Genomic DNA, 21,755 nt, shown 5'->3' with positions numbered 1-21,755 from the left:
TATTGGCAACCTTGCGCCGCTATGCAGGTATCACAACCGGGTCAATGATGATGACCCGTGGCGTAAGAAACGGGGCCGGATCGTCATGGTGCGGGGTGCCCCGGTATGGATTTCGCCCCGCGGCTACCCGGTGAAAAACACCAACCGCGGGGCAATGGACCAACTCTTCGGCTAGTGCTCGTCGTGCCGCTCAGCGCGACGGAGCAATTTCAGCGCGGCAACAAACAGTACTGCGCCGCCGATGAGCGCCATGATGCCAACACCAATCGCGAGGCCAGCCCAGAAGCCGCCGGCCGTCGCGGAGTTGCTCGTGCCTTCGACGGGCTGCGCGGCATGAATCCCGCTGCCCGAAGCATCGGGTGCAGACTCAGGTGAGGGCTCCGGCGAAGGGGCGGAGGTTGTGGCGGGGGCGCTAGTGCTCGTCGATAGTTGCGATGACGCTGCACGGCTTGCCTGCGCACGCCTCGTCGGAGACTGCTTCGCCGTGGATTGAGCCGCCGCCTGACTGCGAGGTGCAGCCTGTGCAGCACGCGCAGTACTCACCGATCGAGCCGACTGGGCCGACCGGGCCGACTGGGCAGTGGTTGCCGGGGCCGCAGGTGCAGCGGTGCGCGAGGGGCGAGAAGTTGCCTGGTTGCTCGGCCGTGTCGTCGGCCGTGTCGCCCGCTGTGTGGTCGCCTGCGCAGACGGCTTCGTGGACGGTTTTGCGGCTGGCGCGATGGCGTCGCCAAACTTCTTGAGCTCCTTCTCCACCTGCCGCAGTCCCGCCGCCAATGCCTGCGGGACGTTCAGGCTTTTGCCCGCGTTGCCCGTGTTGCTTGCGTTATCGGTGTCGTCGGGATTGGTTGGGGCGTTGGTGATGGCGTCGTCGCCAACTGCAAACGTTGCGACGAGTTCCTTTTCAAACGCCTCACCGTCACGCGTGGTGCCGGAATACACGAACGTCGCCGTGTAGATGCCCGGCTCGGTGAACCCAAAGCCCTGGTGGTCGTGGGCGTTAACCGGGTATTGGAGCGTTTTGGACGGGTCGCCCGAGTCTAGTTCGATGCGCAGGCCTCGCAGATCCTCGTGCCATGTCATCAGGCGGCCCGGGCCGGTGACGTCGCGCATGCTTACCGTGATCCGGCTGCCTTCCTCAATCGCGCTCGCGGACACTCCCGTGGTGGAAAAGCCCAGCCATGGCAGGTTCTTGTCCTGTGCTTGCGGCAGGATCCACATCTGCGACGGACTTCCGGGGAAGCTGTCGCGCACGCTATCGGGCAGGTCGGTGCGCGCACTGTCGGGCACGGCGAAGATGAAGCTGCCGGAGGGTCGGTGCGCCGGGTGGAGGGGGTCGGAATCATCAATGAGCACTGTGCTTAACGACGACCCCTCCCCCACCAAGGCCATATCCATATGACCCGCCTTGATCAGCGCGCGCTCCTTCGCTGCGGCGTTGGGTGTGGAGGTACCTGGTGCCGGCTTGGGCTGCGTGCTGGTTGGCTGCGCTGACGTGCTAGCCGACGTGGAGGCCTTTGGCGAGGTCGGTGTCGGCGCAGGAGTTGGCGCGGTGGTAGTTGGCTGCGCCGACGTGGTGGTCGCGGTGGTAGTTGGCTGCGCCGACGTGGAGGCCTGGGTGGAGGTCGGAGCCACCGTGGTGGTCACCGACGTGGTCGGTTGCGCGTCAGTGGGTGTCGATGCCGATTTTGGGGTGCGCAGCCCCGTGGTGGTGCCTTCGGGCAGGCCGACGGTGGCGTCGTCGCCGACAAGCCAGTATTGGGTGATGGGTTCGGAGCGTTCGGTGGTGCCGTCGGTACGCTCGGCTCGGCCTTGCCACGTCAGCGCGTAGATGCCTGGTTTGGAAAACGTCCAGGTGAAGTGGCCGTGGCCGCCGACTTCGTAGGTGATGGTGCGCATGTCTGGGTTGGAGGAGTCGAACAGTCGCTCCGGTTCGTAGACGCGGCTGGTGAACATGACGTTGATGTCGCCGGGCGCATCCATGTCGACGAGGTCGAAGTGCATGACGTCGTCTTTGAAGTTGGTGGGGATCGACGTGGGGTCGAGTTCGTGGGCGGGGTCGAATGCGCCGAGGCCCGACCAGATGGGGCGCCAGTTGTCGGTCCAGTCCACGCTTTGCGGCGCTGCCCAGACTTCGCTGCCGCGGGGGCCGAGGAAGTCGAGGGTGCCGTCGTCGGGGATGGTGAGTTTGGACAGGTCGTTGCCGTCGGCGTCCGCGTCTGGGGCGAGGCGGAAGCACACGGAGTCCTGGGAGGTGACCTGTTGGCCGTCGACCGCCATCACCGCTAGCTTGCCGCCGGAGCGCGTGCCGTAGAGGGCGTCGTTGTGGGAGTGGTAGAGCAGTTTGCGGCCGGCGCACGGGTGGTCGACGTCCGCGTCGAGGGTCACGCTGTGGCCGGGGTCGCCGGGTTTGTGCTCGCTGCTCGCCTGCGCCAGTGGTGCCACAGCAAACGCAAGCGTAGCGACGACCAGCGTCACAAGTCGGTTCAACTTCATGCCCGCACCACCTTCGCGAACACTCCGCGGCGCGGCGCGAACAGCCAGCTCAGTGCGAACAGGGCGGTGACGGAAAGGACGATCGTCGCCCCGGTTGGGGAATCGTAGGCCCACGCCAGCCACACGCCCAGGACGCTGCCAACCACGCCGAATGCGGCGGCGATGAGCATCATCGTGTCGAGCCGGTCGGTGAACAGGCGCGCGGCGGCAGCCGGGGTGATCAGCAGTGCGACGACCAGGATGTTGCCCACGGTCTGTACGGCGAGCACAACGGCGAACGTCACGCTCAGATACAGCGCAAGATCCAGCGCGGCGACGGGCAGGTTCATGGCACGGGCGGTTTCGCGGTCCAGGGCGACGGCGGTCAGCCACGGGCGCAGAACGACCACGATGGCGACGATGATCGCGCCGGCGACCGCGTTGACCACCAGCTCGCGCACGCCAACGCCGGTGAGCGAGCCGAACAAAAACGAGCTCACGGAGGCGGTGTACCCCTCGACGCGCGAGATGATCACCAGGCCGATGGCAAACGCTGCGGTGAACACGATGCCGATCACGGAGTCTTCTTTAATGGTGCGGCGTTGCGACATCACCGCGATCAGCACCGCCACCAACGCACCTGCCACCGCGCCGCCGAGCAGCACGGACGTGTGAAGCGCGAAGGCGACGGCGATGCCGGGAAACACCGCGTGGGCGACGGCGTCGCCGATGAACGCCATGCCACGTAGCACTACGAAGCACCCGACTACCGCGCACAGCACTGCGGCGATGACGGCGGCGGCCAGCGCGCGTGGCAGAAACGCGAGTTGTGGGTTTGCCATGTCGGCGAGGAATTGCAGGAAGGAAATCTCAGGCATGGGTGGCCTCCAGGTGTGTGCGCACCCCTCGCAGCCACGGCGAATCTGGTCGGACGGAGAAGGTGTGCATCCAGGGGGTGTCGTCGTTAAGCATGTGCGTCGGACCGTCCGCGACGATGCCGCCGTTGAACAGGATGAGGCGGTCGCAAGAGTCGATGGCTTCGACGATGTTGTGGGTGGACATGACAACGCCGAGGCCCTTATCGACGAGCCCACGAAACAGGCCAAGTAACTGCTCCGTGGTGGGGATGTCGAGGCCGGTGAAGGGTTCGTCGAGAAGCAGCATGCGTGGGCGACGCACCAGCGCGCGCGCAATGAGCACGCGTTGGCGCTGGCCGCCGGAGAGGTCACTGATGGGACGTCCGGCGAGGTCGGCGAGGTTCACCATCTCCAGGGCGCGTCGCGCGAAGATGCGGTCGCGTTCGCTGGCGCGACGGAACCACGGGCGCGTACCCAGGGTGGCGTTGAGGGTTGCGGTGTAGACGTCGATGGGGAAATCCCACGCGACGTTATGGCGTTGAGGCACGTAGCCGACGATGTCGCGGATCGGACGGCCGGTTGTTTCAACAGTGCCAGTGGCGGGTACGAGCCCGAGCATCCCGCGCATGAGCGTCGTTTTGCCGGCGCCGTTGGGGCCGAGCAGGCCGGTGAATTCGCCGCCGTTGAACGAGACGTCCACGCCTTGAAAGACGTCGCGGCCGGGGTAGGACACTGAAAGGTCGCGGACGGTGATCACTTGCGACGCCCCCGCACCACCACGAGCGCCACCAGCGCCAGGACGAGCACGCCCAAGCCCACAAACCACAGCGCATTGCTTGACGACGACGCCCCTTCCCCACCAGCGCCTTCAAACTCCGCGTCGAACGCCTCCTGCGGGTCAACGCCGACCGCAAGGCGCAGCACCTGCTCGTCGGTGTGCACCTGGCCGTCAGTGTCCTCCACCTTCGCGCGCACCTTGATCAGGTGCACGCCCGGCTCGGTGAACACCCAGTTGGCGTGGGTGTGGGTGTTGGGTTCGACCCACATGGATTGATCGCCTTCGGTGCGGGAGTTCCACAGTTGCTGCGGTTCGTGGAAGCCGCCGGGTTGGACGAAGAGGGAGAAGTCGCCAGGGCCGTCGTGGCCGGCGAATTCGAGGCTCATGCCGGACGTGGAGCGCTCGAGCAGCGAGGGGGCTTGGGAGTTCCAGCCCAGCCATGGCACGCCTGCGACTTCGGTTTGGGGCACGACCCATACGTCGGAGCCTGGTTTGGCGCCGGTGAAGTCGAAGTCGTTGGTGTCGGGCAGGGTTTGCTTGGCGGCGTCGCCGACGGCGAAGACGACGTCGTTGAGGTGGCGCCACATGGCGGGTTCGTGGGTGTCGTCGCGAACGAGGAATTGCAGTTTGTCGTCCACGAACATGGGGCCGAGGTCGACGTGGCCTGCGTCGATGACGGTGCGCTCCCCTTCCGGGGCGATCGCTTCGTTGGCGTCAACGACTTGCTGCAGGGCGGGGTTGTTGTCTTGCACCTGGGCGGTTGCGGCGGGTGCGGCCGCGATCATGGCGGCGGTGATGAGGGCTGGGATTTTCTTCATTGTTGTCCTTTCAAGCAGTTACTAATCGACGACCCATTGGCCATCACAAAGTCCACATACGTTTGCGCCGGCCCTTGCCCGGGCGGGTCGAGGGAGTCGCCCCAAATCGGGCACACCCGCACCCCGCGCTGGGCGGCCGTTTGGGTGAGCACAGGCGTTTCTTGTTCGCTGCCGTACTCGACGAACACGGCCGGCACGTCGAGGTTGTCCAAGGTGCGCGAGAGTGCCAGCAGGTCGCGGGGGCTCGGCTCCACGCTCGGGTTCGGGGTGACAAAGCCTGCGATGCGCAGCCCGTAGGCGCGGCCGAGGTAGGCGTAGCCGTGGTGGGTGGTGACCAGGTTGCGGTTCGTTTCAGGGATGGAGTCGTACATGGCGCGGACGGTGCGGTCGGTGTCGTCGAGAAGCGACTGGTAGCGCTTGGCGTTGTCCGCGAACTGGCTGGCGCGTGACGGGTCGATGGCGGACAGTTCGTCGCGCACCACGTCAACCACCGCTTTCATCGCGGCCGGGTCGTGCCAGATGTGCGGGTCTAGCTCGCCGTGCACGTGACGGCCGAGTACCGCCTGCGGCAGCAGGTAGGTCTCATCGTCCGGGTTGCCGAGGAAGCGGAACTCGCGCTGTGGCGGGATCGGCTGCAGGGTGGTTGTGGGTACGACAACGACGGCATCGGCGGGGTTGATGTCGGTGTGGCCGGGGTGGCTGTGGTCGTCGGTGCGAAGCGTCAGGTGGGTGGTGGTGTCGTCGACAAGCGTGGCGATGTCCACGTGACCATGCTCGATCGCCACCTTCCCAGGCGCGACCTGCGCCGGGTCCTGGCCGACAACCACCGTCACGGTTTGCTCGGCGGAGCTGCGCTCTGGCGCATCGACCGCGTCGCGCACCGACGCGCGCAGCCGCAACTCGTACACACCTGGCGCCGAAAAGGCCCAACTCACGTGCGTGTGCGCACCCGACGGCAGCATGGTCGAGCCGCCGTCGGAGTCGAAGAGCAACTCAGGTGTGCCAAACGTGCCGAGGATGAAGGCGAAAGCTTTGCCGGGGCCGGTGGCGTCGACAAGCGAAAGCTCGGTGACGGCGGTGGCGGGGAGGTCACCCTCGAACCGCAGGCCCAACCACACGGTGTCCAAGCTCGCGTCCTCGACCAGCGGGATCGGGGCGTAGCCGTAGCGCTGCGTCTGCTCGGCGAGCGCCACCACACGCGCGTCGGGTCGCGCCGTCGACTCGATCGTGCGGCTCAATGCTTGCGGCTCCAGCAACAGCCCGTTGGTGAACACGGCGTCCGCATAGGCAATGTCGCGCGTGGCGTGCAGGGTCGGCTCATACGAGTGCGGGTCGGCGCCGCGACGCATCAACGGGGTGACGTCAGCGGCATCGCCGGCGACATTCTGCACGACATCCGCGAGAATGCTTGTCGACGCCACCACACGCAACCGGCCATCATCCACCGCACCGTCCGCCTGCGCGCAGCCCACCAGACCCGCAACCAACCCGAGGGCCGCTATAGCTTTGGCGCGCTTCACTTCGAGGCTCCTGCGAGGGCGATCAGGCGGCGTCGCAAGGCAGTGTCCAACGTGCACATCGCCGCGCCGAACACCGCGACGCCGAGGCCCAGGATGGCGAACGGCACGGTCATCACTGTGGTGCCGGTCTCTGCGAGGTCACCTGAGCGTGCGGCGTCGCTGCCTTGTGCCGTTGCAGCTCCGGCGCTGCAGCTGCCTTCTGGGTCAAACATGGAGCCGAAATCGAAGTGGCCGCTATCGGCGTTGCCGGTCTCGCCGACATTGAACGTCAGCGTGGCCTCGCCGGAGACCTTCTCCCCGCCTTTTGTGGTGGCGGTCTGACGGATGGTCACCTTGTACGTGCCGGGTGCCCCGAACACCCAATTGGGGTGCACGTGCGAGTTCGCCGGGATCGTGTGGCTGCCGGAGCCGCGACCATTCTCTGCGGTGAACCACTCCTCGCCCACCACTTGCCCCAGGCCGCCCTGGGTGAACACGGTCATTGGGCCGGGGCCGTTGAAGTTTGTTACTTCCCAGGTGACCTCGCCGGTGGTGTGTTCAATGAGCGACTCGTGCTGCGTGTTCGCACCCAGCCACGGCACATTGTCCTGCTGTGTCGCACCAATCATCCACGCCTTGCCGGCAGGCACTGGGCCGACCGCCTGGGGTAGGTCCGCCTCCGCCGCGTTGCCAAGCCCGAACACAAGGTCTTCCGGACGCTTCCAGGTGGCGGGCACGTTGCGGTCGTCCTTGATCATCGGGCGCAGCGCGGGTGTGCACTTCTTCGCCGCTGCTGAGGTGGTGGCGGGCGCCGGCTTGGCCGCAGGTGCTGCTGGGGCTGCGGGCGCAGATTTCTGGGCTGCCGGCTTGGAAGCAACAGACTTCGAAACCGAGTCTGCGCTGTTGGCTGCGGCGTTGCTGTTTGCGTCGTTGTGGGACGTGCCGGTGCTCGTGTCGGCCTTGGTTTCGGCGCTGGCGCGGTCTGTACCGGTCTCGGCGCTGGCGTCGCCGACGTGCCACGTGTACACCGCCTCGTTGGACTCTGCGCCGTCCGCGGTTGCCACAACCTTCATGGTGTACACCCCCGGCTGGGTGAACAGCCAGTTCGCGTGGACGTGGGACGGGTCGTCCTGAACAATGCGGGATCCTGAGGAGAGCTGCGGCTGGTCGCTATCAAGCACGGGTTGGAAGGAGCCGAAGCTTCCCGTCTGGAACAGGTAGACGGATCCTGGCCCGGAGACCTCGCGGAACTCGATGTCGACGCGACCGAAGCCACCTTCGCGCACGCCCTGGGTGTCCCACCCGGGCCACAGCAGGTCGGCACGTTGGGTCTGTGGCAGCAGGTAGCCGGGCTCGCCGATCTCTGGGACGTTGGCGGTTTCGTCGGTGTAGGCCGCCTCGCCGACAACCAAATCGACATCCTCGGGTGCGCGGCGCACGTGGGAGCCGGTGACGTCCTCCTGCAGGTCCAAAGTCAGGCTGCCACCGTCGGCGGTGACGTTGAAGACATCGATGTGGCCCCGATCAAAACGGGCGGGATCCGCCAGTGCCACGCCACACGTCAACAGGGTGAGCAAGGCGGCGAGGCAGACAACCACAAGACTATTGGTAACCGTTTTCAACACTTAACGAATACTACTTCCATTAAGCGTTGCGACAAAGCACTACCCCCAGACACGAAAAAGCGCCCCGGTGAACCACCGAGGCGCGAAATCGTTGCGGGAAGACTATGCCTTCTTGGCGTAGTCCTTCTCCACAGAGGTATCAACCGGAACGCCCGGGCCCTGGGTTGCGGACACGGTGATCTTCTTCAGGTAGACACCCTTGGCGGAAGACGGCTTGAGGCGAACGACCTCGTCGAGAAGCGCGCCGTAGTTCTCAGCGAGCTGCTCCGGGGTGAAGGAAGCCTTACCGATGATTGCGTGCAGGTTCGATGCCTTGTCCACGCGGAAGGCAATCTTGCCGCCCTTGGAGTCCTGGATCGCCTTAGCGACGTCCGGGGTGACCGTACCGGTCTTCGGGTTCGGCATCAGACCACGCGGGCCGAGCACGCGAGCAACGCGGCCGACCTTAGCCATCTGGTCCGGCGTAGCGATAGCCACGTCGAAGTCGAGCTGGCCAGCGTTGATCTGCTCGATGAGCTCGTCGGTGCCGACGATGTCAGCGCCTGCTTCCTTCGCCTTGGTGGCGTTCTCGCCCTCAGCGAAGACTGCGACGCGGACGGTCTTACCGGTGCCGTGCGGCAGGTTGACGGTGCCGCGGACCAGCTGGTCAGCCTTGCGCGGGTCGACGGACAGACGCATCGCAACGTCGATGGTTGCGTCGTACTTGTCGGAAGCGGTCTCCTTTGCCAGGGTCACCGCATCCAGCGGGTGGTAGAACGCGTCGCGGTCCACCTTGGCGAGCTGCTCAATGTAACGCTTGGACTTCTTAGCCATGTTTGATTCCTTTCAGGAGTTGTGGTTGGCGGGCCTGGCTGAAGGCCCTTCCACGTAAAGCGACGAGGTGCGCTTTACTTCTCGACGTCAATACCCATCGAACGTGCGGTACCAGCGATGATCGCGGCGCCAGCCTCGATGTCGCGGGCGTTGAGGTCGTTCTTCTTGGTCTCGGCGATTTCCTTGCACTGCTCCCAGGTGACCTTGCCAACCTTGTCAGTGTGCGGAACGCCGGAGCCCTTCTGCAGGCCTGCAGCCTTCAGCAGCAGGGATGCAGCCGGCGGGGACTTCAGGATGAAGTCGAAGGAGCGGTCTTCGTAGACCGTGATCTCCACCGGGACAATGTTGCCGCGCATGGATTCGGTCGCAGCGTTGTATGCCTTGGTGAACTCAACGATGTTGACACCGTGTGCACCAAGTGCCGGACCGACCGGCGGGGCCGGGTTTGCCATACCAGCTTCGATCTGAAGCTTGATCAGGCCAGTGACCTTCTTCTTAGCCATCGCAATTACCTCCTAGTTACAGCCTCGCCACCGCGATGAACAGCGGTAAGGCTTCCGGATGCCGGGTTTTTCCCAGCCACCGGGGATGAGAAAACGAAAACGTCGCGTGTGCGCAAAACACACGCGACGAGATAGGTTACGCCAGGGCGTCGTCGATAAGCAAAATGCGCTTACATGATGCGCTCGATCTGATCGGCGGTCAGCTCGACTGGGGTCTCGCGGCCGAAGATGGACACGAGCGCCTCGATCTTGCCGGTCTCCGGGTCGATGGCGTTGATGGTGGCGGACACGGACGCCAGTGCACCGGAGAGGATGGTGACGGCCTCGCCGACCTTGTAGTCGTGGGTGACCTTGTTCGGCGCCTCCTCCGCCGACGGCACAACGGTGTCGCCCTCGGCGTCGACCTGCGGCTTCGCGCCGGCCGCGGCGGACTTCGGCAGCAGGAACTTGGCGACGTCGCGGTGCTTCACCGGGGTGGCATTGCCCTCATTACCGACGAACGAGGTCACGCCCGGGGTTTCACGCACCACGGACCATGCGGCGTCGTTCATGTCCATGCGCACGAGGACGTAGCCCGGCAGGAGCTTGCGCTTGACCAGCTTGTTCTTGCCGTCCTTGTTCTTCTCCAGCGCCTGCTCGACAGGCACGACGACCTCGTAGATGGAGTCTTCGACCTCGAGGGTCTGGCTACGCATCTCCAGGTTGGTCTTCACCTTGTTTTCGTAGCCGGAGTAGGACTGGATGATGTACCACTCGCCCGGCTGCTTCTTCAGTTCGCGGGTGTACTCGCGCAGGCGCTTGCGGTATTCAGCGTCGAAGTCGGACGTAGCCTCAGCGTCCTGGGCCTCAACGCCCTCCGCGGCCTCAGCGCCCTCTGCCTCCGGCGCTTCCGCGCCCTCGGTCGCCTCGGCGTTGTCATCCTGCTCGTTGGTGCCGGCCGGGTCGGAGTCGCCGTGGATGACCGGGTCGGTGGAGGGGTCGACGGGCGCGCCTTCGCCGATCATTTCCTGCTCGTTGTTTTCGATCGCGCCGTTGACGTCCTCGTTTACCTCAGTCATGGTTGTTCTCCTCGTATGTTCGCGGGTGTGCCCCAAGGTTACCGGGGCAAAAAGTATCCCGCCTTCCCTCGGTGTTCGAGGAGGCGGGAAACGTTACGCGTGAAATTGTACTTATCGGATGAGAATCCAGCGAATCCCCATGGAAGCGAGGGTGTCGGTGCCCCAGACGAGGATGGTGAGCACGATGAGGAACGCGAATGTGATCAGCGTGTAGTTCAGCATCTGCTTGCCGGTCGGCCAGATGACTTTGCTCATCTCGGAGACGACTTCGCCCGGGAAGGTTGCGATGCTGGTGGTCTTTTCCTCGGCCTCGTCGGCATTGACGGGGGTGCGCTTTGCTTCGTACCCGTCGGAGGACACGGGCGAGACCCCTCGCAGTTGGCGCTTGCCGGTTGGCTGTGCGGCATTCTGACCGTTGGGGTTAGTCACGAAAACTCCTCCAGGTTGTTTTGGCAGGGGCGACAGGACTCGAACCTGCAACCTACGGTTTTGGAGACCGTTGCGCTACCAATTGCGCCACGCCCCTAGGGCACCTTATTCGGTGCGCCTAACCCTACCACGGGCGCTTGTGGCGTCCGTTTGAGGTGAGTAGCGATGGAGAGAATTGAACTCTCGACACAGCGATTATGAGTCGCTTGCTCTACCACTGAGCTACACCGCCATGTGTTCACTGACGCTCGCACGAAGTGCAAGGACCCCAGCAAACAACAGAGCCCCCTGACAGAATCGAACTGTCGACCTTTTCCTTACCATGGAAACGCTCTGCCGACTGAGCTAAGGGGGCACAGCCTCTTTGTTGTGGATCTTGCGACCCGCTCCGTTGAAGCCTTGAGAAGATTAACCCGATATCGTTTATAAACACAAATCGCCAGTACATCCCATGTTTTTGCACATGCTTATCGACGACATAAACCGCTCCATAACCTACGCCATAGGCCATCACTCCCTACCGCCCTGCAGCCGCAGAACCACAGCACCGCACAGCGAAAACCCCGCCGATCCGTGATGGGGATCGGCGGGGTGTGCCTGTGCCAGGTAGAAGATTCGAACTTCTGAAGGCGAATGCCGGCGGATTTACAGTCCGCTCCCTTTGGCCGCTCGGGCAACCTGGCGTGCACGTTTGAAGTGCGGGGATTACCTTACATCACGCCACCGCAATGTAGGCAAATCGCCTGGTTATCCTACGCGTTCGACGGTGAGACGTGTCATGGTGCGCAGCGCTTCGCGGGCGGGAATGTCGGGCAACTCGTCGAGTTCGCGCTCGACGGTGTCCAGGTATCTGCGAGCGGTCTCGAGGGCGCGTTCACGGCCGCGTGTCTGGCCCAGGAGGTCGAGGGCGCGGGTGACGTCGGCGTCGTCGGTAAGCGGGCCCGTGAGGAGCCCTCGAAGGGCTTCGCCGGCCTCGGAGTCCTCTTCGAGCGCGTAGAGCACTGGCAGGGTGAATACGCCTTCGCGCAGGTCGGTGCCTGGGGTCTTTCCGGATTGTTCGGGGTCGGAGAAAATGTCAATGATGTCGTCGACGATCTGGAACACCATGCCCACGGCGTCGCCGATGCGCGCGCAACGCTGGACCACCTCGTCGGACGCGCCGGAGTGCCGCGCGCCCAGGTAGGCGGCGGACGCGATGAGCACGCCGGTTTTCTCGTCGATGACCTTCAGGTAGTGCTCAACCGGGTTGGTGCCTTGTGCGCCGACGGTTTCGCGCATCTGGCCGGTGACCAGTTCCTCGAAGGTGTCGGCGAAGTGCTCGACGGTGGCCAGGTCCATTCGGCCCATCAGGCGTGAGGCGTGGGCAAACAGGATGTCGCCTGCAAGGATGGCGACGGTGTTGCTCCAGCGCGCGTTGGCGGACTCAACGCCGCGGCGGCGTTCAGCTTCGTCCATGACGTCGTCGTGATACAGCGTGGCCAGGTGCACCATTTCGGTGACGGTGGCGCCGTTGATTACGTTTTGGGCGCGCGGGTTGGGGCCAAACTCGGCGCACAGCAGCGCCATCATGGGGCGGAAGCGTTTGCCGCCGGCTGCGGCGAGGTGGGTGACTTTGTCGGTGAGGAACTTTTCGCCGCGTGAAAGTTCGGCCATGAGGAGGTCCTCCACCGCTTCTAGCCCGGTGTTGAGCCGGGTGTTGAGTGCGTCGTCGCCAAGGTCAATCTTGAATCCGTGGCGGGGTGACGGGGTGGTGCCGTACGTCATCGATAACGTCCTTGCAGGTTGGAGGGGCACATGGATAACGCACCTACCGTAGCCCACTTGCCCTTGGTTCTGTAGCAGTGGGTGGCGCTGGCACAATCAGTTGCGTGACTGAGTATTTCGACCTTGTGGTTGTGGGTGCTGGACCGGCTGGTTCGGCGGCGGCGATTGCGGCGCAGCGTTCGGGTTTGCAGACTTTGCTTCTCGACGTCCAGGGTCCCGGCCGCGACAAAACTTGCGGCGATGGGTTGACCCCGCGTGCGGTGGAGACGCTCGAGGCACTCAATCTGGAGGTACCCGCGTATCGCAACAAGGGGTTGAAGTTGCACGGCTACGGCGGCGACGTCGAGGCGCCTTGGCCGCGCGGTGAAGGCTCTGCGGCTCCTCGGACGGTGTTTGACGCAATGCTTGTCGACGAAGCCCGCACCGCCGGCGCCACCATCCGCCAGAACTGCGCCGCGACGGGTGTGGAGTTTTCCGGTGGCGCGATCAGTGCTGTGAAGACGGATCAGGGCTCGGTACGCGCGAAGTGGGTCGTGGTTGCCGACGGCGTGCGCTCCCCCTTTGGCAAGAAACTGGGTCGCGAGTGGCACAAAGGGGAGGTATTCGGGATTGCGGCACGCTCGTATTGCGATTCGCCGTTTTCGGATGAGCCGTGGATGCATTCGCACGTGGAGCTGCGCGACGCGGATGGCGTGATTCAGCCTGGTTACGGCTGGATCTTCCCGCTTGGCAACGGCACCGTGAACCTCGGCTGCGGAGCCTTATCCACCGATGCGCGCCCGGCGAAGGTGAACACGAAGAAGTTGCTCGCCGACTATGCCGCACAGCAGCGCGAGGCGTGGAGCCTCGGCCCGGAGCAGGCCGTTACCTCTGCGCTGCTGCCGATGGGCGGGGCGGTGTCCAACGTGGCCGGCCCGAACTGGGTGCTTATCGGCGACGCCGCCGCGTGCGTGAACCCGCTCAACGGCGAGGGCATCGACTACGGGCTGGAAACCGCAGTACTGGCGGTCGAGTTGATCAACGCGGGTGGCGACCTCACGCTTGCGTGGCCGGCGTTGCTGCGCAGCCACTACGGCGACGCGTTTACGCTGGCGCGCACCCTCGCCCGTCTCCTGACCTACCCGCAGTTCCTACCGCTGGCTGGCCCGGTGGCGCTGCGCGGTTTGGGCGGGCGCTACCTCATGCCTGCAGCGGCGCGCCTGATGGGCAACCTGGTGCAGGAAGACGACCGCGACCTGGTCGCACGACTGTGGCGCGCGGCAGGTCGCGTGGTGCCGAAGAACGCCCCGCTCTGGGACGTCGCTTAGCGCGGCTTAGTCGAGCGGCTTGACGGCGCTGTGGAGCGCCACGATGCCGGCGGTGAGATCTTGCCAGCCGGCGTCTTCCCAACCGTTGGCGTTGATCGCCGCGGCAAGCTCCTCCTGGTTGGGCCATGCGCGGATGGATTCCGCAAGGTACTCGTAGGCCTCCGCGTTGGAGGAAAATACCTTGGCCAGCGCCGGCACAGCACGTGGCAGGTATTCCTTGTACACGGTGCGGAATCCTGGGATGACGGGGGTGGAGAACTCGTTGACCACAAGGCGCCCGCCGGGCTTGGTCACACGCGCCATTTCGCGCAAGCCGGCCTCGAAATCGTGGACGTTGCGCAGGCCGTAGGAGATGGTCACCGCGTCGAAGGTGTTGTCGGCAAACGGAAGGTACATCGCATCACCAACCACCTTGGGTACGTCGCGGTCCTGGCCGGCGGCCAGCATGCCCTGGGAGAAGTCGCACGCTACGACCCACGCGCCGGATTTACCTAACTCGACGGTGGATACGGCGGTGCCGGCGGCGAGGTCGAGCACCTTCTCCCCTGGTTTGAGTTCGAGGCGTTCGCGGGTGCGTCGTCGCCAGTATTTGTCCAGCCCGAACGACAACACGGTGTTGGTCTTGTCGTAGTTCTTGCCCACGTCGTCGAACATTCCAGCAACGTCGAAGGGCTTTTTCTCCAGATCCGCCTTGGCCATGGTTGGTCAGTCTACTTCGGTCTACTTCGCCACCCACAAAAGTAGGCTGTACGCCCTTACGCCACTTGCCAGTTCGGCATACCGAACTTTATTATTCGCCAGCGTGGGCACACAGATTGCCTGCTCCCCTCCACGCTCCCAACGCAAAGGAACGACATGATGAAAACCAAAGTGCTTGCGCTCGTCGCTACGGCTGCTCTCTCCCTCGGCCTGGCGAGCTGCTCTGAAGAAAGCACTGATGCAGCAGGCGGCAAAGACACCCCTGTCGTGCTCACAACGTTCACCGTGATCCAGGACATCGCCGCGAACGTTGCGGGCGATCACCTCAAGGTGGAATCCATCACCAAGCCTGGTGCGGAGATCCACGGCTACGAGCCCACCCCCGGCGACATTTCTCGTGCCGCCGACGCGGACCTGATTTTGGATAACGGCATGAACCTGGAGAATTGGTTCGCCCAGTTTGTCGCCGATCTGGATGTGCCGCACGCCGTGGTCAGCGAGGGTGTCGAGCCGATCGACATCGCCGAGGACGCCTACGCCGGCAAGCCCAATCCGCACGCGTGGATGAGCCCGGTGAACGTGCAGAAGTACGTGGACAACATCGTTGACGCGTTCAGCGAACTCGACCCGGAACACGCCGCAGACTTCAAGGCCAACGGCGAGAAATACAAAAACGAACTGCAGGCTGTGCAAGACGAGCTGGAGACCAAGCTCGCCGCCGTCCCCGACAAGCAGCGTGCCTTGGTGACCTGTGAGGGCGCGTTCTCCTACCTGGCCCGCGACGCGAAGCTAACTGAGCGCTACATCTGGCCAGTCAATGCTGAGCAGGAAGCCACCCCGCAGCAGATCGCCGGCGCGATCGAGTTTGTGAAGGAAAACAACGTCCCAGCGGTGTTCTGCGAATCCACAGTCTCTAACGCCCCGATGATGCAGGTCGTGAAGGCCACCGGCGCGGAGTACGGCGGCACCCTCTACGTCGATTCGCTTTCTGAGGAAAACGGTCCGGTGCCGACCTACCTGGATCTGATTCGCCACGACACGAAGGTGATCATCGACGGTTTGAACGGGGGCAAGCAGTGATCCCCGCAATCGCGGTTGACGATGTTGCGGTGCGCTACGGCGACGTCGTCGCGCTCGACGGCGCAACTTTGAGCGTCCAACCAGGCCGTATCTGTGGGCTGATCGGGATGAACGGCGCGGGCAAATCCACGCTACTCAAGGCGATCATGGGGTTGGTCAAGCCGGATCGCGGCACGGTTCGTATCAACGGCATCGACCCCATGCGCGCCCGCAAGACGCAGGTGCTGGGCTACGTCCCGCAGAGCGAGGACGTGGACTGGCAGTTCCCGGTCACAGTGCGTGATGTGGTCATGATGGGCCGCTACGGCCACATGGGCTTTACCCGCCACGCGCGTGCGGAGGACATTGCGGCTGTGGATCGCGCGCTTGAGCGCACCCACCTTGAGTCGTTCGCAGACCGCCAGATCGGTCAGCTTTCGGGTGGCCAGAAGAAGCGTGCCTTCATCGCCCGCGGTATCGCCCAGGGCGCGAGCATCATGCTTCTCGACGAACCCTTCGCCGGCGTGGACAAACATTCCGAGGCCACCATCACTGAGCTGTTGCGCGACCTCGCCGCTGAAGGCACCACCATTTTTGTGGTGACGCACGATCTGGTCGCCCTGCCGCAACTCGCGCCGGAGACGGTGCTGTTGAACCGTCGGGTGTTAATGCACGCCCCGACCGAAGTGGTGTTAGAGCCGGACAATTTGGTGCAGGGCTTCGGAATGGGGGTGTCGGCATGATTGCGCTGCTTACGGAGCCGTTTGGTTACGAGTTCATGATGCGTGCGCTTGCAACGTCGCTAGTGGCGTCGGTTGTGTGCGCGCTGTTGTCGTGCTGGCTGGTGCTGGTTGGCTGGTCGCTGATGGGCGATGCGGTAAGCCACGCTGTCCTGCCGGGCGTGGTGCTGGCCTACATTCTGGGCGTGCCGTTCGCCGTTGGCGCGGTGGTGTTTGGGTTCCTTGCGGTGGCACTGATCGGGCTGGTGCGCGATACGTCCCGGGTGAAGGAGGATGCGGCCATTGGCATTGTGTTCACCACCATGTTCGCGCTGGGGCTCGTGCTCATTTCGGTAACCCCCTCGCACACGGATCTGAACCACATCATCTTCGGCAACCTGCTTGGTGTGTCTCGTGGGGACCTGCTGCAGGTGGCCATCCTGGGTGCGATCGTGTTGACCGTGCTCGTGCTCAAGCGGCGCGACTTCACCCTCTACGCGTTCGACCCCACCCACGCCCACGCGATCGGGTTGAATCCGCGCCTGCTCGGTGCAGCACTGCTCGCGCTGTTGGCGCTGACGTCAGTGGTGGCGCTGCAGGCTGTTGGCGTGATCCTGGTGGTGGCGATGCTGATCATCCCGGGCGCGACCGCCTACCTGCTCACCAACAAGTTCGGCACGATGCTGATCATCGCCCCGACCATGTCGGCGGCATGTGCGATTGTGGGCCTGTACTGCTCCTACTACCTCGACACGGCCTCCGGTGGCATGATCGTGCTCGCACAGGGTGTGGTGTTTGGTGTGGTGTACCTGTTCGGCCCGCATGGGGTGCTGCGGGGTCGTCGTTACGCATCCACGCGCACGAAGACGGAGTCCGTGGCTTCCTCGCCAAGCGGCACCGCCTCCGCCGCACCGGCCAGCCGCACCGCGACCGCGCCGGAGTAAGGGGCACCCTCCCCAACCTCGAGGGTTGCGCCGACGACAAGCCCGTGACTGTCCAGGAATTGCAGCAGTTTCGGGTCGTCGTCGGCAATGCGTTCAATCGTGGCCGTCTGGCCCGGTTGCACGCCGGTCAGCGGGACGGCTTCGGGGGTGTCGACACGCCCGCTGGCCGAGGGGATGGGGTCACCGTGGGGGTCGCGGGTGGGGTAGTTAAGAAATGCGTCGATGCGCTCGACCATGAAGTCGCTCACGGAGTGCTCGAGATTTTCCGCCTCGTCGTGCACTTGGTCCCAGGTGTAGCCGAGGGCTTCCACCAGAAACGTTTCAATGAGACGGTGGCGGCGGATCATCGCCACCGCATACGTGTGGCCGAGTTCGGTCAGTTCGATCGTGCCGTAAGGCTTGTGTGTGACAAGCCCCTGCTCGCCAAGTTTGCGCACCCCGTCCGACACCGTGGATTTCCGCAGCCCAAGGTGCTTTGCCACTGACGACGACGTCACCGGCGCATCCGACCACTCCGAAAGGGCCCAAATGCCTTTGAGGTAGTTCTGAGTGCTGGTAGACAGGTCGCCGACAGACATGCCCGTCAGTCTACTTTGCGCTTCACCGGCACCCAGCGCGGCAGTGCAACATCGCGGCCGAACAGGTGGATCACCTTGCGCTCGTAGGAGTCGAGCACCTCGGTGTAGTAGCCAAGGAGTTGCTGCCCAAGCGCCTCCCAAGTCTTGTCGGCCACGGACGCCCTGGCGGTGGTGGTGAGTTCGGGGTGGCGGGTGTCGTCGAGAAGCCAACGCGCTGCGTCGGGGAGCTCCTCGGTGAAGGTGGCCACGTCGAGCAGCAAACCGTTGACGCCGTGCTCGATGAGGTCAACGGGGCCGCCAGCGCGGGGGCCGATCGTGGGCACGCCCGAGGCTTGAGCTTCCTGGATGGCCTGGCAGAAGGTTTCAAACTCGCCGGTATGCACGAACAGGTCGAGCGATGCATACGCGCGGGCGAGCTCCTCGCCAGAAAGCGGGCCGGTGAACACGGCGTTGGGCAAAACCTCTTCAAGCGCCTCGCGCTCCGGGCCGCCGCCGACGATGACCAACTGGATGGACGGGTCCGTAACCAGCGGGGCGAGGCGGTCAACGGACTTCTCCGCGGCGAGGCGGCCGACGAACCCGACGATCTTCTTCGTACCGGTCGGGTCCCACGAACGGCGCAGGATGTCGGAGCGCTTCGACGGGTGGAACAGTTCCGCATCCACGCCACGGCCCCAATGGCGGATATTTTTGATGTTGTGCTCCTCCAGCGCCTTGATCGTTTCCGACGACGGCGCGAGCGTCATCTCGCACATGTTGTGCACGGTGCGGGTCCAGTCCCACGCCATGGTAGCCAGGGTGGACAGTTGGTACTTCGTGGCAAAGCCAGCCACGTCCGTCTGGTAGAGCGCGACCGCGGGCACACCGAGTTGGCGGGCCGCGAACGCTCCCGCTCCGCCAAGCACGAACGGGCTGGCCAGGTGGATGATGTCCGGCTTGAACTGCGACAGTGCTGCTGTGACGGTGGTGGTGGGAACGCCGATGGGCAGCGAATCGATCAACGGCACCATAACGGTGGGCACCCGCACGATCTCAAAGCCAAGGTAGTCAGGAACTTCGTCCTGGAACTCGCGGGCGCCAGGCGCGATCACGATCGCGTCGTGGCCCTCCCGTTTGAGGTGCTCAAGGACGCGAAGGACGGAGTTGGTCACTCCGTTGACGTTGGGCAGAAAGGACTCGGCGACGATTCCCACTCGCATGCTGTTTACTCTCCCAGTTGACGTGAAACTTCGGTCGAATTCCGGCTGAACCGGACGTGAATTTTTCCTACGGCGAGCCAGGCCAGGGCGGCGATAATCGTCGCCACGGCCAGCACCGACAGGGCGGGGATGAGCGAGAGCGCCCACCCGCGGCCTTCCACCTTGACCAGCTCGGTGTTGTTCTTGGCGTAGGTCACCCACACCTGTTGGCCGGGGCCGAGCCCGGTGGGATAGAGCACCCCGTCGCGCGGTGAGACGAGCCGGCCGTCTTCGGTTTCGTACTCCACGTAGGTGCGCAGCCGGGTTTGGTCGGTGACGGTGGCGACGCCGCGGCCGGGGTTGGCGTGGATTTGGGCGTCGTGAAGCGCGGGCCCTGCGACCATGGCAACGCAGCCGAGCACGGCGCATCCGTAGAGCGCCATGACGGCTTGGTGTGCGCGTCTGCGCCAGCGCATTACTTGGCCAGTCGCTGCGCGAGCGCGCGGCGGGTTTCGCGGGTGGTCACGGCCTCCACAATTGTGATGCCGTCGGGCTGGGCCTCGAGTTCAAGCAGCACTTGGTGCAGTTCCGCAAGCGATTCGGCGCGGCGGTAGTTCGCCCCGTACGCGAGTGCTTGCTTCTCGACGACCACCCCATGCGGCGTCCCAAACGCCCGTTCAAACACGTCGCGCACCGGCTCAGCGGCGGGCTCGAGGGTTTCGAAGATGCCTCCGCCGTCGTCGTTGGCCACCACGATGGTCAGGTTGCCGGGGCGCGGCTCGTCGGGACCGATGAGCAGGCCGTTGATGTCGTGCAGAAACGTCAGGTCCCCCAGCAACGCGACGGTGCGCGGTGCGCGGATCTCGTCCGCACGCAGTGCCTGGGTGGCAAGGGCGATGCCGACAGCTTGGGAGACGGTGCCATCGATACCCGCGGCACCGCGGGCGGCGTAGGTGTCCACGCCGTCGAACGGCATGCCGACAAAGGAGGCATCGCGCACCGGGTTCGACGCGCCGAGCACCATCGTGTCGCCCACCGCGAGGGTGTCGCACACGGCAGCGGCGACGTGCAGGCCGGTGAAGCCGAACTGCTCCTCGGCGAGGGCTTGGCGCACGGTGTCGGCGCCGACCTCGCCAGCGGCCTCACAGATCTTGATCCAGGTATCCGTCGGCTGGCCCGTGGCGTTGACGCGCGAGCCGCGCAGGTCCGGCTGGCCGGTAAACGTCTCGGTGCGCGACAGGCCGATGACCGTGACGTCCGGATCCGCCAGCAGCGCCATGACGTCGCGGTGCAGCGTCGGGTGCCCCACCACAACGACCTGTTCCGGCTTGGTGGACGCGGCGAAGTCACCCCCGTCGTGGGAGATGGCCACCTCCGACTGCGCAAAGAACCGTGCGGCCAACGGGTGAACGTGGTGGAACGGGGTCGGCGCCGTCGGCTCAGCGATGGTGGGCACGTGTTCCAGGCCGGGTACTTCCCAGGCCTCGTCGCCGGCGATGACCAGCGTGTCGCGGGTCAGGTCGATGTCCACGACTCCATGGTCGACGAACCCGGCGCCCGAGCCTGCGAGCGCACCGCGTGCGAGGACGCCCGGGCCGACCCGGCGCGGCTCGCCAACCGGCTCTAGCAGCGCGTCCGGCACGAGCGGGGTGTCCAGCGCAACGTTGATGTGTACTTGGCCGGCGTCGAACGAGATCGCTTCCGCCGCCGCCTCGTCCGCCACCTGTTGGGTCTCGGCGTAGCGGCCGAAGATGCCCTGCTGCCAAATGGTCTGGCTGGCACCGGTGCCCACGAGGCGCTCCGGGCGGTCGGCGCTGATCACGGCAAGCGGCGTGTGCGACATATGCGCCTCGATCATCGCCGGGTACGCGTTCGCCACCGCCGTGCCCGAGGTCATCACCACGCCAACGTGTCGGCGCTGCACGCGTGCGAGGCCGAGGGCGGTGAAGGCGGCGGAGCGTTCGTCGATACGCATATGCACCGTGATGTCGCGACGCGCGAGCAGCGCGTACGCCAGCGGCGAGTTGCGCGAACCCGGGCTCATCACCACATCAGTGCAATGCTTTGCGACGACCCCCGCCACCGCCGTAGCCAATTCCATAGCCGTTGCCATCTACCTACTGCTCCTGGAGAAACTGGTCCGCGCCGTCGCGGATCTGGTCGAGAATATCGCGGGCACTGTCCCGAACATCGCGCGGGATCTCAACATCATCCGGCAGCGGCTCCGGCGGCAACATCGAGGTTGCTTCCTCGCGGTCGCGGAAGATCGACGGGAACTTCGTCGTCGTCGTAGTCGTGGTCTCCGTCGCGGTGGTCGTCTGGGTGACCGTCTCCGTCAACGGCTGCTTTTTGGCATCCGCTGCCGCCCCTTGCCACAGGAAAAACAGCACCACAGCTGCAATGAACGCCAACGCTGCGAACACACCCAGCGCAATCGACGCGGCACTCGAGCCCTTCTGCGGCTCCGGCTGGTACGGCTCCTGATACTGGGGCTCGTACGGGGGCTCGTACTGCTGGTATTGCGGCTGGTAGTACTGATCGTCGTACTGGGCCTGTTGTTCGGACTGGTCCGGGAAGTACTGCCTCGGGCGCGGGCGCTGCGGCTCGTCGCCTGGACGGCCGTACTGTCTCGTCTCGTTATCCATGGCAAATAGA

Annotated in this window: 21 protein-coding genes and 4 tRNA genes; 4 read left to right on the top strand and 21 right to left on the bottom strand. The window is 64.7% G+C overall.

Annotated features, from left to right (window positions below; all coding sequences use genetic code 11):
• Positions 1-171: 171 nt before the first annotated feature.
• From HMPREF2617_RS07155 to HMPREF2617_RS07085, 15 genes are all read right to left on the bottom strand, one after another.
• Complete coding sequence (locus HMPREF2617_RS07155; protein WP_070840417.1) at positions 172-2,493, bottom strand: choice-of-anchor M domain-containing protein; 2,322 nt, start codon at positions 2,491-2,493, stop codon at positions 172-174.
• Positions 2,490-3,350, bottom strand: coding sequence for an anchored repeat-type ABC transporter permease subunit (locus tag HMPREF2617_RS07150; protein WP_070840416.1), 861 nt, complete (start codon positions 3,348-3,350; stop codon positions 2,490-2,492). Before HMPREF2617_RS07150 ends, HMPREF2617_RS07155 begins: the two co-directional genes overlap by 4 nt.
• Positions 3,343-4,086, bottom strand: a complete 744-nt coding sequence (locus tag HMPREF2617_RS07145) for an anchored repeat-type ABC transporter ATP-binding subunit (RefSeq protein ID WP_070840415.1) — start codon at positions 4,084-4,086, stop codon at positions 3,343-3,345. The genes HMPREF2617_RS07150 and HMPREF2617_RS07145 overlap by 8 nt, the downstream gene beginning before the upstream one ends.
• A complete protein-coding gene (locus HMPREF2617_RS07140; RefSeq protein WP_070840414.1) occupies positions 4,083-4,925 on the bottom strand; it encodes a choice-of-anchor M domain-containing protein in 843 nt (280 codons plus the stop codon). The genes HMPREF2617_RS07145 and HMPREF2617_RS07140 overlap by 4 nt, the downstream gene beginning before the upstream one ends.
• Positions 4,922-6,445 carry an anchored repeat ABC transporter, substrate-binding protein gene (locus tag HMPREF2617_RS07135; RefSeq protein WP_070840413.1) on the bottom strand — a complete coding sequence of 508 codons (1,524 nt, stop codon included), beginning with the start codon at positions 6,443-6,445 and terminating at the stop codon, positions 4,922-4,924. The genes HMPREF2617_RS07140 and HMPREF2617_RS07135 overlap by 4 nt, the downstream gene beginning before the upstream one ends.
• Entirely contained in the window at positions 6,442-8,049 is a 1,608-nt protein-coding gene (locus HMPREF2617_RS07130) for a TIGR03773 family transporter-associated surface protein (RefSeq protein ID WP_070840412.1), read from the bottom strand. Before HMPREF2617_RS07130 ends, HMPREF2617_RS07135 begins: the two co-directional genes overlap by 4 nt.
• Positions 8,050-8,151: 102 nt before the next feature.
• The gene (gene rplA, locus HMPREF2617_RS07125) at positions 8,152-8,862 is read right to left on the bottom strand and encodes a 50S ribosomal protein L1 (RefSeq protein ID WP_070452428.1); all 711 of its coding nucleotides are present in this window, start codon (positions 8,860-8,862) and stop codon (positions 8,152-8,154) included.
• A gap of 74 nt (positions 8,863-8,936) precedes the next feature.
• Complete coding sequence (gene rplK / locus HMPREF2617_RS07120; RefSeq protein ID WP_070421765.1) at positions 8,937-9,365, bottom strand: 50S ribosomal protein L11; 429 nt, start codon at positions 9,363-9,365, stop codon at positions 8,937-8,939.
• 170 nt (positions 9,366-9,535) lie between these two features.
• A complete protein-coding gene (nusG, locus tag HMPREF2617_RS07115) occupies positions 9,536-10,423 on the bottom strand; it encodes a transcription termination/antitermination protein NusG (RefSeq protein WP_070840411.1) in 888 nt (295 codons plus the stop codon).
• Positions 10,424-10,534: 111 nt separating this feature from the next.
• Positions 10,535-10,852: a preprotein translocase subunit SecE gene (gene secE, locus HMPREF2617_RS07110; protein ID WP_070421763.1), complete on the bottom strand. Its 318-nt coding sequence runs from the start codon at positions 10,850-10,852 to the stop codon at positions 10,535-10,537.
• Positions 10,853-10,873: 21 nt separating this feature from the next.
• Positions 10,874-10,949 (bottom strand) — tRNA-Trp (locus tag HMPREF2617_RS07105).
• A gap of 63 nt (positions 10,950-11,012) precedes the next feature.
• A tRNA-Met gene (locus HMPREF2617_RS07100) sits at positions 11,013-11,084 on the bottom strand.
• Positions 11,085-11,134: 50 nt separating this feature from the next.
• A tRNA-Thr gene (locus HMPREF2617_RS07095) sits at positions 11,135-11,207 on the bottom strand.
• Positions 11,208-11,452: 245 nt separating this feature from the next.
• Positions 11,453-11,535: transfer RNA gene (locus HMPREF2617_RS07090), tRNA-Tyr, on the bottom strand.
• A gap of 64 nt (positions 11,536-11,599) precedes the next feature.
• A complete protein-coding gene (locus HMPREF2617_RS07085) occupies positions 11,600-12,616 on the bottom strand; it encodes a polyprenyl synthetase family protein (protein WP_070482131.1) in 1,017 nt (338 codons plus the stop codon).
• A 95-nt stretch (positions 12,617-12,711) separates the two neighbouring features.
• Here HMPREF2617_RS07085 and HMPREF2617_RS07080 point away from each other — a divergent pair, with 95 nt between their 5' ends.
• A complete protein-coding gene (locus HMPREF2617_RS07080; protein WP_210400838.1) occupies positions 12,712-13,923 on the top strand; it encodes a geranylgeranyl reductase family protein in 1,212 nt (403 codons plus the stop codon).
• Between the two features lie 6 nt (positions 13,924-13,929).
• Here the strand turns inward: HMPREF2617_RS07080 and HMPREF2617_RS07075 are convergent, their stop codons facing one another.
• Positions 13,930-14,622, bottom strand: a complete 693-nt coding sequence (locus HMPREF2617_RS07075; protein WP_070840409.1) for a demethylmenaquinone methyltransferase — start codon at positions 14,620-14,622, stop codon at positions 13,930-13,932.
• A gap of 159 nt (positions 14,623-14,781) precedes the next feature.
• Between HMPREF2617_RS07075 and HMPREF2617_RS07070 the strand changes: the two genes are divergently transcribed.
• The 3 genes from HMPREF2617_RS07070 to HMPREF2617_RS07060 are packed head-to-tail and all read left to right on the top strand — an operon-like array spanning position 14,782 to position 17,344.
• Complete coding sequence (locus HMPREF2617_RS07070) at positions 14,782-15,702, top strand: metal ABC transporter substrate-binding protein (protein WP_371325693.1); 921 nt, start codon at positions 14,782-14,784, stop codon at positions 15,700-15,702.
• Entirely contained in the window at positions 15,699-16,424 is a 726-nt protein-coding gene (locus HMPREF2617_RS07065; protein WP_034997179.1) for a metal ABC transporter ATP-binding protein, read from the top strand. Before HMPREF2617_RS07070 ends, HMPREF2617_RS07065 begins: the two co-directional genes overlap by 4 nt.
• Complete coding sequence (locus HMPREF2617_RS07060) at positions 16,421-17,344, top strand: metal ABC transporter permease (RefSeq protein WP_070840408.1); 924 nt, start codon at positions 16,421-16,423, stop codon at positions 17,342-17,344. The genes HMPREF2617_RS07065 and HMPREF2617_RS07060 overlap by 4 nt, the downstream gene beginning before the upstream one ends.
• Here the strand turns inward: HMPREF2617_RS07060 and HMPREF2617_RS07055 are convergent.
• From HMPREF2617_RS07055 to HMPREF2617_RS07035, 5 genes are read right to left on the bottom strand one after another with little or no spacing between them, the layout of a single operon-like run.
• Entirely contained in the window at positions 17,245-17,922 is a 678-nt protein-coding gene (locus HMPREF2617_RS07055) for a metal-dependent transcriptional regulator (RefSeq protein ID WP_070840407.1), read from the bottom strand. The two genes, HMPREF2617_RS07060 and HMPREF2617_RS07055, sit on opposite strands and share 100 nt — an antisense overlap.
• Before the next feature lie 5 nt (positions 17,923-17,927).
• On the bottom strand, positions 17,928-19,121 hold the full coding sequence (locus tag HMPREF2617_RS07050) for a glycosyltransferase family 4 protein (RefSeq protein WP_070452450.1): 1,194 nt from the start codon (positions 19,119-19,121) through the stop codon (positions 17,928-17,930).
• Positions 19,122-19,126: 5 nt separating this feature from the next.
• On the bottom strand, positions 19,127-19,576 hold the full coding sequence (locus HMPREF2617_RS07045; protein WP_070452453.1) for a DUF3592 domain-containing protein: 450 nt from the start codon (positions 19,574-19,576) through the stop codon (positions 19,127-19,129).
• Entirely contained in the window at positions 19,576-21,213 is a 1,638-nt protein-coding gene (menD, locus tag HMPREF2617_RS07040) for a 2-succinyl-5-enolpyruvyl-6-hydroxy-3-cyclohexene-1-carboxylic-acid synthase (protein WP_070840406.1), read from the bottom strand. The genes HMPREF2617_RS07045 and menD overlap by 1 nt, the downstream gene beginning before the upstream one ends.
• A gap of 4 nt (positions 21,214-21,217) precedes the next feature.
• Complete coding sequence (locus tag HMPREF2617_RS07035; RefSeq protein ID WP_070421753.1) at positions 21,218-21,745, bottom strand: hypothetical protein; 528 nt, start codon at positions 21,743-21,745, stop codon at positions 21,218-21,220.
• Positions 21,746-21,755 lie beyond the last annotated feature (10 nt).

Source organism: Corynebacterium sp. HMSC070H05 (assembly GCF_001837615.1).
GTDB classification, from domain to species: domain Bacteria; phylum Actinomycetota; class Actinomycetes; order Mycobacteriales; family Mycobacteriaceae; genus Corynebacterium; species Corynebacterium coyleae.
Note: the sequence above shows the minus strand (reverse complement) of the source record. Positions and strands in the feature narration are given on the sequence as shown.

Coding starts and splice junctions, on each gene's coding strand:
- HMPREF2617_RS07050 (WP_070452450.1), bottom strand. CDS start 19,121: ATGCGAGTGGGAATCGTCGCCGAGTCCTTTCTGCCCAACGTCAACGGA.
- HMPREF2617_RS07045 (WP_070452453.1), bottom strand. CDS start 19,576: ATGCGCTGGCGCAGACGCGCACACCAAGCCGTCATGGCGCTCTACGGA.
- HMPREF2617_RS07155 (WP_070840417.1), bottom strand. CDS start 2,493: ATGAAGTTGAACCGACTTGTGACGCTGGTCGTCGCTACGCTTGCGTTT.
- HMPREF2617_RS07150 (WP_070840416.1), bottom strand. CDS start 3,350: ATGCCTGAGATTTCCTTCCTGCAATTCCTCGCCGACATGGCAAACCCA.
- rplA (WP_070452428.1), bottom strand. CDS start 8,862: ATGGCTAAGAAGTCCAAGCGTTACATTGAGCAGCTCGCCAAGGTGGAC.
- menD (WP_070840406.1), bottom strand. CDS start 21,213: ATGGCAACGGCTATGGAATTGGCTACGGCGGTGGCGGGGGTCGTCGCA.
- HMPREF2617_RS07055 (WP_070840407.1), bottom strand. CDS start 17,922: ATGTCTGTCGGCGACCTGTCTACCAGCACTCAGAACTACCTCAAAGGC.
- HMPREF2617_RS07060 (WP_070840408.1), top strand. CDS start 16,421: ATGATTGCGCTGCTTACGGAGCCGTTTGGTTACGAGTTCATGATGCGT.
- HMPREF2617_RS07035 (WP_070421753.1), bottom strand. CDS start 21,745: ATGGATAACGAGACGAGACAGTACGGCCGTCCAGGCGACGAGCCGCAG.
- rplK (WP_070421765.1), bottom strand. CDS start 9,365: ATGGCTAAGAAGAAGGTCACTGGCCTGATCAAGCTTCAGATCGAAGCT.
- nusG (WP_070840411.1), bottom strand. CDS start 10,423: ATGACTGAGGTAAACGAGGACGTCAACGGCGCGATCGAAAACAACGAG.
- HMPREF2617_RS07075 (WP_070840409.1), bottom strand. CDS start 14,622: ATGGCCAAGGCGGATCTGGAGAAAAAGCCCTTCGACGTTGCTGGAATG.
- HMPREF2617_RS07085 (WP_070482131.1), bottom strand. CDS start 12,616: ATGACGTACGGCACCACCCCGTCACCCCGCCACGGATTCAAGATTGAC.
- HMPREF2617_RS07070 (WP_371325693.1), top strand. CDS start 14,782: ATGAAAACCAAAGTGCTTGCGCTCGTCGCTACGGCTGCTCTCTCCCTC.
- HMPREF2617_RS07140 (WP_070840414.1), bottom strand. CDS start 4,925: ATGAAGAAAATCCCAGCCCTCATCACCGCCGCCATGATCGCGGCCGCA.